The organism is Mesorhizobium sp. M8A.F.Ca.ET.208.01.1.1 (assembly GCF_004791315.1).
In the GTDB taxonomy this organism is placed as follows: domain Bacteria; phylum Pseudomonadota; class Alphaproteobacteria; order Rhizobiales; family Rhizobiaceae; genus Mesorhizobium.
This window is the reverse complement of the sequence record NZ_SRUT01000001.1, coordinates 1,295,158-1,310,768: the sequence shown is the minus strand read 5'-3', so window position 1 is coordinate 1,310,768 and position 15,611 is coordinate 1,295,158. Positions and strand designations below refer to the sequence as shown.

Genomic DNA, 15,611 nt, shown 5'->3' with positions numbered 1-15,611 from the left:
CGATGTATTGCAACGATCCAACTTGCCGCAGCGACGATTGTTCCTCCGTCATGTGACTTGGCTACGGGTGTTCAGGCTACAGGCCGACTTGCCAGGCCCGATACGAGGGCCTGCAGGACTTCGGTCCCGTTGACGCACTGTCGCGGCGCGCTAGGTCAAGGCAAAACGCCGGATGCTTGTCTCTGGCGCGGGGAGCTTACCGTGTGGCGCATCCAATGCCTTGCAATCGACGGCAAAGGCCAAGCTGGCCCTCTTGGCCCCATGTGGTTGCTGACGCTTGCGATTTGCACCGCATGTTCGCCTTCCGATCAGATCGACCAGCAATCGCGAACTGCCGCATCGGCGGCCCAGACGGTGGCGATGACGCTTGATGTCTGGGCAGCAGGCGAGGCGCCGTCCCGATATACGCTCCGCACCCTGCAATCCGTCGGCAAGACGCTTGCCGACGTCCAGTCGCAACTCAGGTCCGCCGGATCAGCCGAACCTGCCGAACAGGCCGCGTTGGCCGCCGCCGTGGGCCGGATGTCTGAAGCGGTCGCGCGGGGCGAAGCGGGGCTGCAAACCGGCAGTCGCTCCGAGGTGCGAAACGCACAGGACGACGCTCAGGCGGCTGCCCGCGCCCTGGCTGCCGCTTATGCCAGATATTTTGCGCCGAAACCATGAAGAAGCTTCTGGAAATATCGCTCGGCGTCGTTACCAGCGTTGGCGGCTTTCTCGAAGTGGGGTCGATGGCGACTGCCGCCCAGGCCGGCGCGACCTTTGGTTTCCACCTGATATGGGCAGTGGTTCTCGGCACGTTCTGCATCATTTTTCTCGTCGAGATGGCCGGGCGGTTTGCCGCTGTGAGCCAGCACACGATTGCCGACGGAATTCGGGAGAGGTTTGGCTTCCAAGTTTTCCTGTGGCCTTTGCTCGCGACTTTGCTGGTCAACTTCCTGGTGATGTCGGCAGAGATCGGCGGCGTTTCGATCGCGCTGGAACTGGCCACCGGCATCGGTTTTCAGTGGTGGGCACTGCCGGCTGCCTTGCTGGCATGGCTGATGCTCTGGAAAGGCACGTTCGGCCTCATCGAGAAAGGCGTCTCGATCCTCGGTCTGGTGACGCTGTGTTTCGTCGTCGGCGCGGTCATGCTGAAGCCGGATTGGAAGGCGGTCGCGGCTGGCGCAGTGCCTTCTTTGCCAGCGCACGACGCGGCAAATTACTGGTTCATGGCTGTGAGCATTCTGGGTGCTTCGATATCGCCATACCTGTTCATGTTCTATTCCTCGGGAGCGATCGAGGACAAATGGGACAAGAGCTATCTTGGGGTCAACCGGGCGATTGCCTGGCTCGGCATGACCTTCGGCGGCACGATCTCGGTCAGCGTGCTGATCGTATCCGCGCTCGTGCTTGCAACGCATGGCATCGTGCAGGTGGATGATTATCATCAGTTGCCATTGATGCTGATACCGATATTCGGCTTTTGGGGCTTTGTGCTGTTCGTCGCTTCGCTCGGCATTGCCTGCTTCGGCGCGGCGGTCGAAGTCGGGCTGCAACAGGCCTATCTGGTGGCGCAAGGTTTCGGCTGGGATTGGGGTGAGGATCTCAAACCGCGTGACGATCCCGGGTTCAGCACCGTCTATACTGTTTCATTGTTTCTGGCCGCCATTCCCATCATGCTGGGACTCGACCCGCTCAAGCTCACCATATTCTCGATGGCGCTAACGGCCGCCAGCCTGCCGCTGACCGTGGTTCCATTCCTCTTTCTGCTCAACGACGAGCGCTATGTCGGCGCGCACCGCAACGGCATCGTCTCAAACGCCGCCGTCATCTTCATCATCACGCTCGCCTTCGTGCTCGCGGTGGTGACGATTCCGCTGCAGATATTCGGAGACGTATGATGAACTTGCTGCGCGATGTCCTCGACAAACAAGTACTCGACCGGAAGGGAGTGAAGATCGGCAAGGTCGACGGGCTGGTTGCCGAGCTGCGGCCCGGAAAGCCGCCCCGGATTGTCGCGGCCGAGCTCGGCTCGATCACCCTTGCGCGTCGCCTCGGCGCACGGCCCGGTCGCTGGGCAGCCCGGCTTGCCGCGTGGCTTGGGGGAGACCGCCATAGCGAGCCGCACCGGATTTCCTGGAAGAAGGTGCGCGATATCGGGCTCGATATCGAGTTCGACATCGACGGGCGCGAGACGTCGATCTTCGACTGGCAGGATTGGCTGCGCGATCATTTCATCGGTCGCATACCGGGGGCGTAGGCATGACCACCACCGTCAACCTCGAACATCTTGCCGGCAGGCGCGTGCTGTCGCTACGCGGCAAAAGCGTAGGCCATATAGAGGAGATACACGCCGAACAGGTGGGCGGCGATCTCGTGGTGACCGAATTTCACGTTGGCATCTATGCCGCGCTGGAGCGGCTTTCTGCTTTCTCTATCGGCTCGGCATTGCTCGATCTTTTCAGGCTGCGGCGGCGCGATGGCTTCTATCGCATCCCTTGGGATATGCTCGATATTTCCGATCCGAAGCGGCCGCGTTTGCTGTGTCCGATGACCGAACTCTCCCAGATGACAGGCGAAGCCGAACCGCATCGGATTCAGGGAAAGCGACGAGGATGACGCGGTTGTCGCCTGGCCGTATGCGAAAGCAGCGCAATGTTGGCATCGGCCGCGAGGCGCATTTGAAGTGACCACATCGCCGGCAACGGGAACATAGGCAGTCCGCGCGCATTGCTAGTGAACGCCATTGCAGGCACGGCTTACGGTCTCGACCATGCGACCCCTGATCACGGACACCTGGAACCTGGTGCGCGAAAGTGCCGTGGGCTTTGTCAACGACAATGCGCTAAGCCACGGCGCTGCGATTGCGTTCTACGCCACGACGTCACTGGCGCCGATACTGCTCATCGTCGTCGCGATCGCCGGCCTTGCTTTCGGTCACGAGGCCGCCCAAGTGGCCTTGTCTGCCCAGCTGTCGGGTCTGATGGGGCCGGAAAGCGCAGACCTCCTGCGGAGCGTACTGGCAAGCGCGTCCCGAAAATCGTCCGGGACCTTGGCGGCGCTGATCGGCATCGCCACCTTGCTCGTAACCGCTTCAGGTGTCTTTGGCGAGATGCAGCAGTCGCTGAACACGATATGGAAGGTTGAACCGCAGGGTGTTTCGTTGTCGCGCCTTATGCGTGCAAGGGCGGCAAGTCTGGGCCTGGTCGCTGCACTGGGTTTCATGCTGCTCGTATCGCTCGCGGCCAGCGCGGCGATCGCGGTGTTAGGCGATATCATCAACGCTCACATGCCGTTTGGCGCCCTGATCCTCGCCGCCATCAATCTGGTCTCGTCGTTCGTGCTGATCTCGATGATGTTCGCCGCGATTTACAAAATCCTGCCCGATCGAAACTTGACATGGCGCGATGTCGGCATCGGTGCTGTCGTCACTGCTTTTCTGTTCACTGTCGGAAAATCGTTTATTGGCTGGTATATCGGCTCCAGCGCCATCGCGTCGTCCTACGGAGCCGCCGGCGGTCTCCTCGTCATATTGTTGTGGGTCTACTATTCAGCGGAAATTTTTCTTCTCGGTGCGGAATTCACGCGCGCCTACTCGGTTCGGCACGGCAGCAGATCGGATCTGGGCGCGCTGGCGCACGGGGACGTGCCTGCGACAGGTGAGTTGCCATCGAAAGACGTCGACCCATTTGGTACAGGCAACTCCGCCGGGATCGTGACGCTGGTTGCAGTGGCTTGCGCGACCGCTACGTTGACCAGCCTCGTCCTCGGCTTGCGTCGTCCCTGACATGCGCCGTCCGAGCCGCAGAATTCCAATGACGGGTCAGCCGGCGGGTGATTGGTTCGGAGGCCCGGCCGTCCTTGGCAAGATCATCCAAATAATACACGCGGGCGTGGAACATTGGTCGACGCTGGCAGTTCTGGATCGCTTCAGATGCCGCCGCGTGGTGTCTGCGGAAGATCGGTGGAAACACCAGATCGGCCCGCGCCTCTTTCCCTCAGGACGGCGCGGGCTTCCACGACCGCACCTTACCGCGAGATTCCGGCGAAGGATGCTGGAGCGAGCAACAGGAGCCAGCCATGAAACACCAGACACTCGATCAATTGCAGGCGATCGCTGAGGTAAACGCCTCGGTGCCTGCCCCGCGCATGACCAGGACGCAGAGGTTGCAACGTTGGGCCGACCTTCTCGGGGAGAACCCGTCGCGATGCCTCGCCGCGCTTACCGGCACCGAACACATGCGCGCCTCGGTGCGGCAGGAAGCGCGCGCCGCAGGCTCGCCGATCACGGTCGCGTTCGAAGATTCGCTGTTGCGTGCATGCGGCCTGAGCAATGACAGCTACGGCGAAGCCAAGCGCTTCTTCGAACTCTCCGACTGGCAATTGCACGATATCGTGTGCAGCTGTCATGTCGGCTCCACCATGCAGGCAGGGTGGGTTTCTGCGCGGGTCCGCAGGATCTTGACCGGCAACAGGATCGCTGCGTGGCTGCGGCGGCAGTTGTGGGCACATTGAGATGCGTTCCGCCGAAACCGGAAACCGCTGGAACATTGTGCCATGATCGCTGTTAGGGACGCGGCCGGATGCTTTCCCCCCTCCGGTCAGTCCCCAGTGGCTCGCTGCCTCTCCCCCCGGGCAGCGGGCTCCGGAAGCCACCGGGATAGCTTGGGTCGATCGACGTGCATCAGGCCTCACGCAATAGGGGTCAACGGCAATGAGCAGAAGGTCCAAGGATCAAGGAACGCCGGTGCCCCTGCAAGGAACATCGAGCCAGGGTTCCCGGCGCACGCTGGCTACGGTTCTTGCCCTGGCGTTCCACGTCGTTCCGGCCGCCGCCCACCAGGCCCCGGCCGGATGGCAATATGACAGCTCCTGCTGTTCGGGTGTCGACTGCTACCAGGCGCCTGCTTCGGACGTGAAGGAAACCCGGAACGGATATCAGCTGTCGACCGGAGAATTGATCCCCTACAGCGATCACCGCATCAAACGCTCGCACGATGAATATTTTCACGAATGCAAGCCCGGCGGGGACGCCAAGCCCCAGCGCTCGTACTGCCTATATGTTCCAGATCGCGGCATGTAGCCCGTGATGGGCCCATCCAATCTGCCGGTTGAGCATCGGGAAGTGACCATGGCTCGAACTCCGGATGATCTCTATGTCGTGGTCTGAATGACCAGCGTAAGCGTACCGTCTCCATCGACGTTGGCCGCGATGACCTGGGAGGAGTTCAGCCCATTCTGCGTTAGCGCCGCCGTTGCCTGCTGGGACCCGTCGATCGAGTTCTGCAAGGCTCGCAGGTCATCCGCGGTGGTCTGGGCAACGATACGCTCGGCCTGCATCTTGACGTCCGGGGGAAGGTCGTCAATGGAGATGATGGCGACCCGCGTAAACCCGTTGCTGAAATCGAATTGACCCTGATCTGGCGCATCCTGATCCAACGGATCCAAGGGCAGGGACAAGTCGCCCGCTGCCCGCGGCCCCGCAGTCTGAGCATGGCTGGGCGACAGCTGAAACAGAACTGAAATCACAAGTGCCGCGAAAAAGCGCAATGGCGGATTCTCCTTGTTGGACCCGCACCCGTCAGACATCCATCATAGATCTGGCGGGCTCCCGGGCGATATTCTCTTCGATCTGTTCGTGGCCCGGCGTCTGCGGCAGGGCCTTCCGGAAATTCCTGGCATAGTGGGACGGCATCTTGGGCGGCATCATCGGTTCATAGGCATCGACAAGCGCCTCGACTATCACCGGGCCGTCGACGGCGAACGCTTCGTCCAGAACAGCCTCGATCTGGTCGGCCCGATCGATGCGCAACCCCTTTGCGCCCATTGCCTCGGCCGCCTTGGCAAAGTCGATCGGCGCCAGTTCGCAGCCGAATTGCGGGTTGCCGAGAAACATCATCTGCTCCCACGCGATCTGGTTGAGCATATTGTTCTTGAGGACCAGAAGCTTCAGCGGAACGCCGTAACGCACCGCGGTGGAGAATTCGCCGAGCTGCATGGCGAGGCCACCGTCACCGACGATGGCGGCGACCGGTCGGCCAGGGAATGCGATCCCGGCGGCGATTGCGTAGGCTAGCCCGCAGGACATCGACGCCAAAGCGCCCGAGAGGCCAAATGCCTGGCCCTCGCGCAAGTCGACATGGCGTGCCGCCAGTTCGGTATTCTGGCCTGAATCGGTGGCCAGCACCGTATTGCTGGCCAATCTTTCTCCGAATGCGCGGACGACCAATTGTGGTTTTACGGGATGGGCCTGCGCGTCCTCGGACTGCCGCATCATTTCGCGCCACTTGCCCATGTTGTCCTGCGCCCGCAGCAGAAATTCATTGGAAGGCTTCTGCGTCAGCCGCCGGTTGAGCGCGCGCAATGTCTCGGCCGCATCGCCGACGAGCCCCGCCTCTACCGGGAAGCGCAGGCCGATCCGTTGCGCGTCGCAATCAATCTGGACGCCCCGGGCCTGTCCGGGTTTGGGGTAGTACTCGATATATGGAAAAGTCGAACCGACGATCAGCACGGCGTCACAGTTCTCCATCATATCCTGCGATGCCAGTGTTCCCAGAATGCCGATGCCACCGGTCGTGTAGGGATGATCGTCCGGCAGCACCGCCTTGCCGAGCAGGGCCTTGGCCACCGGCGCCTGCAGCAGCTGGGCAGTTCGCTCCAGTTCGCTTGCCGCCCCCAGCGCACCACGGCCGGCCAGGATCGCCACGCGCGGGGCCTCGTTGAGAACGGCTGCTGCCTTGTCCAACTCGACGTCTTGCGCCACCATATGGCCTGTGAACATATTTTGCGGCGTGTGCTCGGGACGATTGCGCTTGGAGCGTTTCGTCGGCTCGCTCTCCTGTTCCTGGGTGTCGCTGGCAATCGAAAGATGAGCAACGCCCTTGCGTGCCAAAGCGGTGCGGCACGCGAGACTGGCGACGTTTTCCATATGGGCGGCGTCGGAGACCTGAACATTGTAGACCGCAACGTCGTTGAACACGCGTGTGAGGTCGACATCCTGCTGGGTGAACGTCTCGATCAGATCGTGAAACTGCATTCCCGTGATTGCCAGGACTGGCGCCTGGTCAAGCTTCGCGTCGTAGAGCCCGGTCAAGAGATGTGTGCCGCCGGGGCCCGATGTGGCCAGGCAGACGCCCAGCTTTCCGGTCCATTTTGCATAGGCGCATGCCATGAACGCAGCCGATTCCTCATGCCTGACCTGGATGAACTTTATTTTTCCGCGCCTTGTGCGAAGCGCTTCCATGATGCCGTTTATGCCATCTCCCGGAAGGCCGAACACCACCTCCACATTCCATGCGATCAGTGTCTCGATGAGTATCTCTGCTGCGTTGGACATGCCGAATTGTCTCTCCGGTGGATGGCGACCGAACCGGCGAACGGCGAGTTGGTTCCTTGATACCGGAAATCAATGGAGTCAGGTCCGGTCTGTAGGTCAGGATCGGATGGAATCCGCCTAGGCGCGCTCCATTCACATGCCTGCGAGAGTAGAACCGCAATTTGCACTCCGCCGACCCGGAGCCTCGGCCCATTTCGCCGGTTCGATGTTGTGCCCCGGCTGGCCGGTCACGGCACCTAACTCCCCGTACCCAGCCTTGTTCCAAAAGCGCTGCTGGCGACGCCATGTCGTCCGACGCTTCGGCCCGGACATTATTCGCCGGAGCTTAAGGCGTGGCGGAACGAACCAAACAGCCGCGCATTAAGCTTAGGCTGCATTCACACTCGTACTGTTTGGGAGTTGGATCGTTGTCATCCGGACGCTATGCGTTGGTCAACAAGCCGAACGAAGAGAATTCCATCGTCGATCTTATACCCGCCCTCCGGGCTTTCGCTCGAACCTTCTGCCGTGTCCCCGATGACGCCGACGACCTTTTGCAGGAGACACTGACTAAGGGGCTTGCCAATACCGACAAATTCGAACCCGGAACACGCATGAAGTCGTGGCTCTTCACCATCATGCGCAACACGTATTACACTCGAATAAAAGCCGCCGTCCGGGAGGCGCCCGGTCTCCTCGATTGCGCGTCCTTACGCCCGATTTCGGAAGCCACGCAGGAATGGTCCGTCCAGAGCAGGGAGGTTCACCGTGCCATTCAGCAGCTGCCCGAACATCAGCGTGAGATCCTGATGCTGATCGGAGTGCTGGGGTTTAGTTATGAGGAAGCCGCCGATATATGCGGCTGCGCGATCGGGACGGTCAAAAGCCGGCTCAATCGGGCGCGCGCCGGCGTGCTGGAATCACTCGGCGAAAGGTCACTCAAGACACTGGTGGAACGGCGAGCACATTTGTCGGACGGACAGCTTGATCTCGGCACCGACCATCATCCCTGATGGGATTATCCAGCGATTGTCCAAGGGCCGAGTTCCCCGTGGATCAGTTTGTCAATTCCCGCCGCCGCTTTTCGACAAGCGCGTTCTGCAATTCGACGGCAAGTCGGATCAACCGATCGGGTACCTTCTCCTGTTCGATCGCGGTCAGGAGTGAAGCGATTTTCAAATCCACCAAGATACCAGTGGGAGGGGTGGTCTCGCTCGAGCGGGGCATCGTCGCCTCTGAGGAATGTCGATCTCTTCGCGTCCAGTGTGACGGCACGCGTCCCGCTTTGCAAGGAGGTCCGGCATGCGCGAACGACCTACATCCGCGGCTACGATTGATGGTGGCAACTAGGCCGATCTCTTCTTGGAGGCGGTAGCTTTGCCCTTCCGCGACCCGCTGCCCTCCTGCGCTAGGCTCTTGCGCAATATCTCGGCAAGGTTGACGACGTTCTCCTTTGGCCGGGGAGCGGATTTTTGCGGCGCTTCGCCTTTGCGCTTGGCTTCGATCATCGCGATCAGCGCATCTTCGTAAGTGTCTTCAAATTTCGAGGGATCGAACCTGGTCACTTTCTTTTCGATAAGCAGGCTGGCGATTTCGGTAAGGTCGGAATCGTATTCGACTTTCTTGATCTCCTTGAAAACGCTTTGCTCGGAGATTACTTCGCTGTCGCTGCGCAACTCGGTCAGAAGCATGCCTTTGCCGAAGGGCTGGATCAGGACTTCACGACCGCGCTGATAGAGGACCACACAAGAGCGGGCAGCGACCTTTTTCTTTTCCATGGCCTTGCGGATCACTTCAAAGGCCTCGGCCGCCGCGCCGTCCGCGGGGATCAGGTAATAGGGCTTTTCAAGGTAGCGTGTGTCGATATCGCCCAACTCGACAAATTCGCCGACCTCCAATGTATGGGCTGAGGTAAGCTTCAGCTTCTTGATCTCGTCAGGCTCGATGCGGACGTAGTCGTCAGTGTCGATTTCGAAACCCTTCACTTGATCCTCGGCATCAACGGCCTCCCCGGTTGCTTCATCGACATAGGCACTTTTGACCGGCAGCCCGTCCTTGCGATTGAGTATCTTGAAATGGATCCTGGAGGCCTCGCTGGTGGCGCCAATTATCTTCACGCCACAGGTGACGGATCCGACCTTCAAAAAACCTTTCCAAGCGGCTCGTGGCGCAACCATGCGGGACCTCTCAATCGCTGATGGCCACCAACGGATGCCGGTCGCAATTGTTCCTGGAACACCGCCGTCGGGATGGTGTTAGGCACCCTCGACGCCACGGGGAAGGCAGAACGTGGCGGCACCGAAATCGACAGGAGACCTCCTATGTCCGAAGCGCAGACGACAATCGACATGACGACATCCGCAAATAGGCAGAGGAGCGGAAAGGTAGGCCAGCCGGGTGCGCGGCCGGCGAGAAGGTGGCGTTCTTAGCATCGATTTCGGCGAACCGGAAGAATCATTCGTAGCTATCGAATGGGAAGAGTTCTTTCGTATCTTCGAGGACATGATCTGGCGTTTCTTCATCGGGCCAAGACCGGCGCCGGTAAGACCAGCCGCTTCAAAAAATTCGTCAAGCGTGACCGTATTAGAGCGACAGCCTCGGTCCGCGGCGCACGGATAGATCGGTAGCGCGTCGCGGCATTGCAGCCTCAGTTCAGAAGGCCGGCACCGCCGGAACTGACTACATTGTGCATGACGCGGTTCAGCCAATCCTCGGTGGAGAGCCCGGCCTGCCTTTGGTCGATATCGCGGAGCGCCAATTCGAGCGTCCTCTCGACCAGTCGATCGGAAGCGTTGACGTCTGCGAGTAGCAAACGCGCCGCCAGCCTCAGCTTGGGCAGAAGCGCGAACACGTCGTCGGGAGAGGTCGGCTTGTCGTCGTCGCGCGAGAACGGCGGGAACAAGGCATTGGAGACTTCCTTGCTGGTGGAGGATTTCCAAAGATTGCTGGCACAAAGCAGATGCTCAGGAATGGTGATATCGCCTACGCCGCTGAAGAACACGAAGGGCACGCCCCGCCGGAGCAATTGGTCGGCGATAGGGAATACCCGGCGGCCGTTGATGTCGATATCCAGGATCGCCGCCTCGGCCGTCTGCGTATGTATCGCGGCCTGTTCGAGCGTGGCCGCCGGGCCCAGAATCACCGCGCCCATATTGCTGAAATAGCGTGCAAGGTCGTCGGCCAGCAACCATTCATCCTCGACGATAAGAAGCCGCACGCCTCGCAGATTGCGCACCCCACTATCCTTTCTTTGATCAAGAACGGACGTTGCCTGTTTGGCAAGACCGTTCATCCTGCGCGGCCTGCAGGCGCCTGGTCGACACCGAGCCCAAACCTGTCGCCGTAACCGGCTTTCTTTCGGTCAAACGCTTGGTCACTGAACACCGTCCGTCCTCGGCACAACGGATTTGGTCCCAGCTTGTTCCGTCGCCCGGCGCCGCGGCCGAGGCAGAGGGTTTCAGGTCGTCGCCGTTAGGCGGCGTTGCCCGGGATGGCTTCCAAGGTATCGGTATCCTCGGGGCCGGAAGTGTCAGTCAATCGGTTCATCCGTCGGTCGCGGCGTGGCGCCGGCCTGACGCTTTCGGCCGATGTTGCGATTGGCAGCGGGATTGTCGTGTGGTGTTGACTATAGGGTAGGGGCCGACGGTCTTGGGGCCACCGGCGGGCTCCGGCGTCGGTATCGGTTTCGTCCCCTCCGCGATGGAAAGCCGCTGGCACTTGGCGACCGGATGGCGGGTTTTGCGGCATCAGGTCATTCTTGGGTGGAAAGGCTGGTTCAGTCTCAGCCATGAGGCCGCATTACCACCTTGATGCAGCCATCCTGCTTGTCGCGGAAGGTCTTGTAGAGGTCGGGACCGGCGTCGAGATCCGCCCTGTGGGTGATGACGAAGGAGGGATCGATCTCGCCCTCCTGAACCTTGGCCAGGAGCGGTTCCAGGTAGCGCTGCGTATGTGTCTGACCCATCCGGAAGGTGAGCCCCTTGTTCATGGCGGCGCCAAACGGGATATGGTCGAGAAGTCCGACATAGACGCCGGGAACGGAGACCGTACCGCCCTTGCGGCAGCAGTAGATCGCCTCGCGCAGCACATGCGGTCTGTCGGTGCCGAGATAGACGGCTGCCTTCACTTTGTCGACCATGGCGTCGAAGCTGGCGCCCGGATCGGATTCGGTACCGACGCAATCGATGCAGCGGTCCGGGCCACGACCGCCGGTCATCGCCATCAGGGCGTCATAGATGTCGGAATTGCTGAAATCAAGCGTCTCGGCCCTGCCGTGGTCGCGGGCCATGGCGAGCCGCTCGGGAACCTTGTCGATGGCGATGACACGACCGGCGCCGAGCATCCATGCGCTTTGGATGGCGAATTGGCCGACTGGACCGCAGCCCCAGATCGCCACCGTGTCGCCCGGCTCGATGCCGGCATTCTCAGCCGCCATATAGCCGGTCGGAAAGATGTCGGACAAGAACAGCACTTGCTCGTCATCCATCCCGTCGGGCACTTTGATGGGGCCGACATCGGCGAACGGAACGCGCAGATACTCGGCTTGGCCACCCCAGTAGCCGCCGACCAGATGCGAGTATCCGAACAGGCCGGCCGGCGACTGTCCCATCACCTTGGCCGCCTCCTTGGCATTGGGATTGGAGTTGTCGCACAGCGAGAACAGCCCGCTTTTGCAAAACCAGCACTCGCCGCAGGAAATGTTGAAAGGCACCACGATGCGGTCGCCTTTCCTGAACTTCGAATGGCCCTTGCCGACTTCGACCACTTCACCCATGGTTTCATGGCCGAGCACGTCGCCCGACTTCATGGTCGGCATATAGCCGTTCATGAGATGCAGGTCCGATCCGCATATGGCGCAACACGTCACCTTGATGATAACGTCGCGGTCGTCCTCGATTGCCGGGTCGGCTACCTGTTCGCAGCGTATATCGCCTTTGCCGTGCCATGTGAGGGCTTTCATCATGTTGCTCCCTGGGCTGGAAGGGCCGATGCGATCGCGTCGGCCGGTGGATGTGGAAAGATGCGGGGCCGCCCGGGTGTCGGCCGACGGCCTCGGCGTGTCGTCGACAAGTCAGCCTTTCGGAGCCGATCCCGGTTCGGCCATCTTGCGGTGCTGTTCAGCCAGGGTGCCAGCCGGGGTGACATGGGCGGCTGCCACCTGGAGCTTGTTCCTCCAGCCGCTGATGACCTGTTCCTCGCCCGCCAGCAACGCGTCATAGCCGGCGCGCGCGACGTCGGCCGGATTGTCCTTCTCGTCGGTGCCGACCTTGGTGTCCATCATTTCGGCACGTTCGAAGAACCGCGTCTGCGTCGCACCGGGCATCAGCACCGTCACGGTGACGCCGGTGTCCTTCAATTCGTGCCGTAGCGCGATGGCGAAAGAATCGATGAACGCCTTGGTGCCGTTGTAGACTGCCTGGAACGTGCCCGGCATGAAGCCGGCGATCGATCCGGTAAACAGAATACGCCCGCGTCCGCGCCTGGCCATCCTCGCGGCCAGTTGATGGGCCAGATAAATTGTTCCGGTGATATTGGTGTCGACGATGCGACGGATCTTGTTCCAGTCCTGGTCGACGAAGCCGTGACCCAGGCCGCGCCCCGCATTCAGAAAGAGCAGGTCGATATCCCGATTTCCGATCCGCGACACCAATCTGTCGGCGCCCTCCACGGTTGCCAGGTCGACCTCAAGCGCCTCGACCGCCACGTCGTGCGAAGACAGCGCCTCTGCCGCCTGCTTGATCGCCGGCTCATCGGCCGCGATGACAAGGTTATAACCAGCCTTCGCGCAGAGCTTGGCAAGTTCCTTGCCGATGCCGCTTGAGGCCCCGGTTACCACCGCGAGTTTAGTTGCCGTCATCATATCCTCCGCTCCTGACCGCCGCCCCCAACCATCCCAAGCCAGGATTGTTCCGTGGTCGGTTGCCCGCGTCCGACGACGCGCTCCCGGTCGACAAGTTTTCTCGGGCAAGGTGGAACAACCTTCGTGGCCGACAGTTCGGCGGCAAAGGGAGCCGCGGATGCAGTATGCGCAAGACATCGCCCTCAGGCGCGTTGATATACTGATCGAGCAGTATGTCGTCGCCAGAAGCAAAACCTGTGACTTCGTCTCGACGGAACTGGCTTGCAATGTCATCCGGTCGGTCATGCGCAGCCCCGTCAATGATGCGGAACTCGACCTCATGCTGGCCAGGAAGGCAATGAAACAGGGCCTGTCGGTTCGCTTCGACCGCACGGGACGTTGGTCCGACGTGGTGCCGAAAGCAGGTCAGGAGGACTTGAAATGAGAACGATTCTGCTAATTGCGGCGCTCTTCGCGTTGGCTGGGTGCAATGAGAACAGCGCGGATCCGGCCAAGTCCAAGACCGATACGGTGAACAGTCAGCCTGTCGACAAAAATCCGAAAGTCGACAGCAATCCGACGCCTCAGACGAGCTCCGGCGGGGATCAGCAAGGCACCCAGCCCACGCAGCCAGCCAAGCCCTGAACTCGGGCGGGAACCGGCCTGTGCCCTTGCCCACGCAGGGATATGAGGCGGGGCTGCGTCACTCCGCGTTAAGCAGGGCCCTGCAGGTTTGGCTGAGAACACGTGGCAGGACGCTGAACGCATACCCAGTGTGCAGCCGTTCGAGCGGCGTGTGATAATCACGCCCCCACGGGCCGATATTGATCGTCGGGATATTGGCAAGGCCTCGGTGCGCGGGCCAGCGCACCCCGTCGCTCCACATAGGCGTGTTGCGGGCGACCACATCGAGCGAGGATTCTGCCGCTTCACCAAAGAAGCTCATATCGGAGATGCCGGCGAAATAATCGGCGCAAGCAATCGTACAGCCGTAGAGTCCGTCTGCGTTGGCGGCAATGTCGCCGGCAATCGCGCGCAGCCTTCTGGCTGCGGGGGGGCTGCGACAGGTTCGTTGGCAGGTAAGGTATGGAGCCAAAGCCTATGACCACCGCCGGACCTGACAAACGGCTCAGCCGCCATGCCTCTTCGATGACAAGCCGGCATTGTTCAGGTAGCGAAAGTTCACTGGCCGCGAGCGACGCGCCCAGTGCGCCAACCCTGGATATGGCTTTCCCATCGAGGCGGTCAGCGACAGCCTCGTAACGGTATAGGGCAATGTTGTCGACTACGTCGATAGCGGCCGGCTCGTTACCCGGGCCGAGCCGCTGTTTGAGAGCGCCCAGGCAAGTCGAAGCCGCTTGTGCGCAAAGCTGTTCGAACCGGTCGAACACCTCGCCGGGTGTCCTGCGATAGCTCAGTACATTGAAGCTGGCATAGGCGCTTGCCGGTGTCGTCACGTCATAGCCGGCCTTGCCGTCGCGAATGCTGAGCAGGCTCGCCGGCGTGCCGGGCTCCGACCGGGACTGATCGGTCAGCTCCGGCGCCCATTCCACACGCGTGGCTATCGCGGCAGCCAGCGTCGCGGCATTCAAGCCATTCAGCGGAAAACCGCTATGGGCGGGAACGCCGACAACATAAGCCGTCGGCAGCAGCTTGCCCACAGTGCCCAGCGCGATGATTCGCCCCTTACTGCCGTCGCCATCGTCCGCGATCGCATCGAGATTGATCGCGGCCGCAAATTCCAGTTGGCATTCGTCGGCGATGGTAGGAAGAGCCTGCGCCGCCCTGCGCGCGCCGGCCGAGTTGTTCTCTTCATCGGGTACGGCGAGGAAGAAGATGTTCCCCGCCGGATTGATGCTCTCCGCGAATTGCGTGCAGACGGCCAATCCCGCGGCAAGGCCCGCCTTCATGTCGAGCAGACCGCGTCCGGCGAGAAACTCTCCGGAGGCAAAATCGACGCGTGCGCGTCGGGCGGCGGCCGTCTCGGCTGTGGCCAGGGTCTTGCCGAGCGCAGGCGTGAGCAGGCCCGGCCGGGTCGCGAGTTCCTCAAGCTCGCCATAGTCGCGCGTCGTGACGGTGTCGTAATGTCCCGTCAGCACCACAGTGGCCCGGCCACCTCCGCGCAGCAGCATCGCCACGCAGTGTCGGCCGTCTCCGGGCTCGACCTCGATCGTCCAGATTTCCGCATGGCGAAAGGCTGTCTCTTGGCGAAGTTTGCCGGCAAGCCATGGCCCGAACGATGCTTCATCCTCGCTCCCGGTGACGCTCCTGCGCTCGGTCAGGGCGAGCGCCCAGCGTTCGGCGCAGGCGGGCAAGCCCTCTTTTGCTCCACCGTTCATCACCGTCTCCGACATGCTTCGAGAGGTCGAGTTTAGCGTCGGCTAGCTTGTTCCTTCAAGAGCGCGACCGGCTGGGCCTAGCAGCGGCAAGTCTCCCCTGTCGATACCTCGTTGTCGGAATGTGGATGCTGATTATCTG

At 61.3% G+C, this 15,611-nt stretch carries 18 protein-coding genes and 1 pseudogene; 11 read left to right on the top strand and 8 right to left on the bottom strand.

What is annotated here, in order from left to right:
* Positions 1-201 precede the first annotated feature (201 nt).
* The 7 genes from EN851_RS06605 to EN851_RS06575 all read left to right on the top strand — a co-directional run bounded on the left by EN851_RS06605 (position 202) and on the right by EN851_RS06575 (position 5,062).
* A complete protein-coding gene (locus tag EN851_RS06605) occupies positions 202-663 on the top strand; it encodes a hypothetical protein (RefSeq protein ID WP_245511607.1) in 462 nt (153 codons plus the stop codon).
* Positions 660-1,880, top strand: a complete 1,221-nt coding sequence (locus EN851_RS06600; RefSeq protein WP_127869440.1) for a divalent metal cation transporter — start codon at positions 660-662, stop codon at positions 1,878-1,880. Before EN851_RS06605 ends, EN851_RS06600 begins: the two co-directional genes overlap by 4 nt.
* Complete coding sequence (locus EN851_RS06595; protein ID WP_127869439.1) at positions 1,880-2,239, top strand: hypothetical protein; 360 nt, start codon at positions 1,880-1,882, stop codon at positions 2,237-2,239. The genes EN851_RS06600 and EN851_RS06595 overlap by 1 nt, the downstream gene beginning before the upstream one ends.
* 2 nt (positions 2,240-2,241) lie before the next feature.
* The gene (locus tag EN851_RS06590) at positions 2,242-2,598 is read left to right on the top strand and encodes a hypothetical protein (RefSeq protein WP_127869438.1); all 357 of its coding nucleotides are present in this window, start codon (positions 2,242-2,244) and stop codon (positions 2,596-2,598) included.
* 154 nt (positions 2,599-2,752) lie between these two features.
* Positions 2,753-3,766: a YihY/virulence factor BrkB family protein gene (locus EN851_RS06585; protein WP_127280191.1), complete on the top strand. Its 1,014-nt coding sequence runs from the start codon at positions 2,753-2,755 to the stop codon at positions 3,764-3,766.
* A gap of 293 nt (positions 3,767-4,059) precedes the next feature.
* Positions 4,060-4,494 (top strand): hypothetical protein, encoded by a 435-nt coding sequence (locus EN851_RS06580; RefSeq protein WP_127280192.1) that lies wholly within the window; start codon positions 4,060-4,062, stop codon positions 4,492-4,494.
* Positions 4,495-4,726: 232 nt separating this feature from the next.
* Positions 4,727-5,062, top strand: coding sequence for a hypothetical protein (locus EN851_RS06575; RefSeq protein WP_127280193.1), 336 nt, complete (start codon positions 4,727-4,729; stop codon positions 5,060-5,062).
* Positions 5,063-5,133: 71 nt separating this feature from the next.
* Here EN851_RS06575 and EN851_RS06570 read toward each other — a convergent pair whose 3' ends face one another.
* Both EN851_RS06570 and EN851_RS06565 read right to left on the bottom strand, forming a co-directional pair.
* Complete coding sequence (locus EN851_RS06570; RefSeq protein WP_127280194.1) at positions 5,134-5,529, bottom strand: hypothetical protein; 396 nt, start codon at positions 5,527-5,529, stop codon at positions 5,134-5,136.
* A gap of 31 nt (positions 5,530-5,560) precedes the next feature.
* A complete protein-coding gene (locus EN851_RS06565) occupies positions 5,561-7,315 on the bottom strand; it encodes a thiamine pyrophosphate-dependent enzyme (protein ID WP_127869436.1) in 1,755 nt (584 codons plus the stop codon).
* 407 nt (positions 7,316-7,722) lie between these two features.
* Between EN851_RS06565 and EN851_RS06560 the strand changes: the two genes are divergently transcribed.
* Positions 7,723-8,307 (top strand): sigma-70 family RNA polymerase sigma factor, encoded by a 585-nt coding sequence (locus EN851_RS06560; RefSeq protein WP_335930831.1) that lies wholly within the window; start codon positions 7,723-7,725, stop codon positions 8,305-8,307.
* A gap of 333 nt (positions 8,308-8,640) precedes the next feature.
* Here the strand turns inward: EN851_RS06560 and EN851_RS06555 are convergent, their stop codons facing one another.
* Complete coding sequence (locus EN851_RS06555; protein WP_135928799.1) at positions 8,641-9,471, bottom strand: Ku protein; 831 nt, start codon at positions 9,469-9,471, stop codon at positions 8,641-8,643.
* Positions 9,472-9,650: 179 nt separating this feature from the next.
* Here EN851_RS06555 and EN851_RS37020 point away from each other — a divergent pair.
* Positions 9,651-9,921, top strand: a pseudogene (locus tag EN851_RS37020) (hypothetical protein).
* A 20-nt stretch (positions 9,922-9,941) separates the two neighbouring features.
* Here the strand turns inward: EN851_RS37020 and EN851_RS06545 are convergent.
* From EN851_RS06545 to EN851_RS06535, 3 genes are all read right to left on the bottom strand, one after another.
* On the bottom strand, positions 9,942-10,586 hold the full coding sequence (locus EN851_RS06545; RefSeq protein ID WP_135928798.1) for a response regulator: 645 nt from the start codon (positions 10,584-10,586) through the stop codon (positions 9,942-9,944).
* A 489-nt stretch (positions 10,587-11,075) separates the two neighbouring features.
* On the bottom strand, positions 11,076-12,254 hold the full coding sequence (locus tag EN851_RS06540) for a zinc-dependent alcohol dehydrogenase (protein ID WP_135928797.1): 1,179 nt from the start codon (positions 12,252-12,254) through the stop codon (positions 11,076-11,078).
* Between the two features lie 111 nt (positions 12,255-12,365).
* Entirely contained in the window at positions 12,366-13,151 is a 786-nt protein-coding gene (locus EN851_RS06535; RefSeq protein ID WP_135880643.1) for an SDR family NAD(P)-dependent oxidoreductase, read from the bottom strand.
* A 160-nt stretch (positions 13,152-13,311) separates the two neighbouring features.
* Here EN851_RS06535 and EN851_RS06530 point away from each other — a divergent pair, with 160 nt between their 5' ends.
* Entirely contained in the window at positions 13,312-13,578 is a 267-nt protein-coding gene (locus EN851_RS06530) for a hypothetical protein (RefSeq protein ID WP_135880241.1), read from the top strand.
* Positions 13,575-13,778, top strand: a complete 204-nt coding sequence (locus tag EN851_RS06525) for a hypothetical protein (RefSeq protein WP_135928796.1) — start codon at positions 13,575-13,577, stop codon at positions 13,776-13,778. The genes EN851_RS06530 and EN851_RS06525 overlap by 4 nt, the downstream gene beginning before the upstream one ends.
* 58 nt (positions 13,779-13,836) lie before the next feature.
* Here EN851_RS06525 and EN851_RS06520 read toward each other — a convergent pair whose 3' ends face one another.
* A complete protein-coding gene (locus EN851_RS06520) occupies positions 13,837-14,079 on the bottom strand; it encodes a hypothetical protein (RefSeq protein WP_135928795.1) in 243 nt (80 codons plus the stop codon).
* On the bottom strand, positions 14,063-15,472 hold the full coding sequence (locus tag EN851_RS06515; protein ID WP_189521773.1) for a M20/M25/M40 family metallo-hydrolase: 1,410 nt from the start codon (positions 15,470-15,472) through the stop codon (positions 14,063-14,065). Before EN851_RS06515 ends, EN851_RS06520 begins: the two co-directional genes overlap by 17 nt.
* Between the last annotated feature and the right edge of the window lie 139 nt (positions 15,473-15,611).

What these genes read in the sequence shown, in the direction of transcription:
- EN851_RS06515 (WP_189521773.1), bottom strand. Translation starts at nt 15,472, where the DNA reads ATGAACGGTGGAGCAAAAGAGGGCTTGCCCGCCTGCGCCGAACGCTGG.
- EN851_RS06555 (WP_135928799.1), bottom strand. Translation starts at nt 9,471, where the DNA reads ATGGTTGCGCCACGAGCCGCTTGGAAAGGTTTTTTGAAGGTCGGATCC.
- EN851_RS06525 (WP_135928796.1), top strand. Translation starts at nt 13,575, where the DNA reads ATGAGAACGATTCTGCTAATTGCGGCGCTCTTCGCGTTGGCTGGGTGC.
- EN851_RS06530 (WP_135880241.1), top strand. Translation starts at nt 13,312, where the DNA reads ATGCAGTATGCGCAAGACATCGCCCTCAGGCGCGTTGATATACTGATC.
- EN851_RS06580 (WP_127280192.1), top strand. Translation starts at nt 4,060, where the DNA reads ATGAAACACCAGACACTCGATCAATTGCAGGCGATCGCTGAGGTAAAC.
- EN851_RS06545 (WP_135928798.1), bottom strand. Translation starts at nt 10,586, where the DNA reads ATGAACGGTCTTGCCAAACAGGCAACGTCCGTTCTTGATCAAAGAAAG.
- EN851_RS06520 (WP_135928795.1), bottom strand. Translation starts at nt 14,079, where the DNA reads ATGAGCTTCTTTGGTGAAGCGGCAGAATCCTCGCTCGATGTGGTCGCC.
- EN851_RS06585 (WP_127280191.1), top strand. Translation starts at nt 2,753, where the DNA reads ATGCGACCCCTGATCACGGACACCTGGAACCTGGTGCGCGAAAGTGCC.
- EN851_RS06535 (WP_135880643.1), bottom strand. Translation starts at nt 13,151, where the DNA reads ATGACGGCAACTAAACTCGCGGTGGTAACCGGGGCCTCAAGCGGCATC.
- EN851_RS06565 (WP_127869436.1), bottom strand. Translation starts at nt 7,315, where the DNA reads ATGTCCAACGCAGCAGAGATACTCATCGAGACACTGATCGCATGGAAT.
- EN851_RS06540 (WP_135928797.1), bottom strand. Translation starts at nt 12,254, where the DNA reads ATGAAAGCCCTCACATGGCACGGCAAAGGCGATATACGCTGCGAACAG.
- EN851_RS06590 (WP_127869438.1), top strand. Translation starts at nt 2,242, where the DNA reads ATGACCACCACCGTCAACCTCGAACATCTTGCCGGCAGGCGCGTGCTG.
- EN851_RS06600 (WP_127869440.1), top strand. Translation starts at nt 660, where the DNA reads ATGAAGAAGCTTCTGGAAATATCGCTCGGCGTCGTTACCAGCGTTGGC.
- EN851_RS06595 (WP_127869439.1), top strand. Translation starts at nt 1,880, where the DNA reads ATGAACTTGCTGCGCGATGTCCTCGACAAACAAGTACTCGACCGGAAG.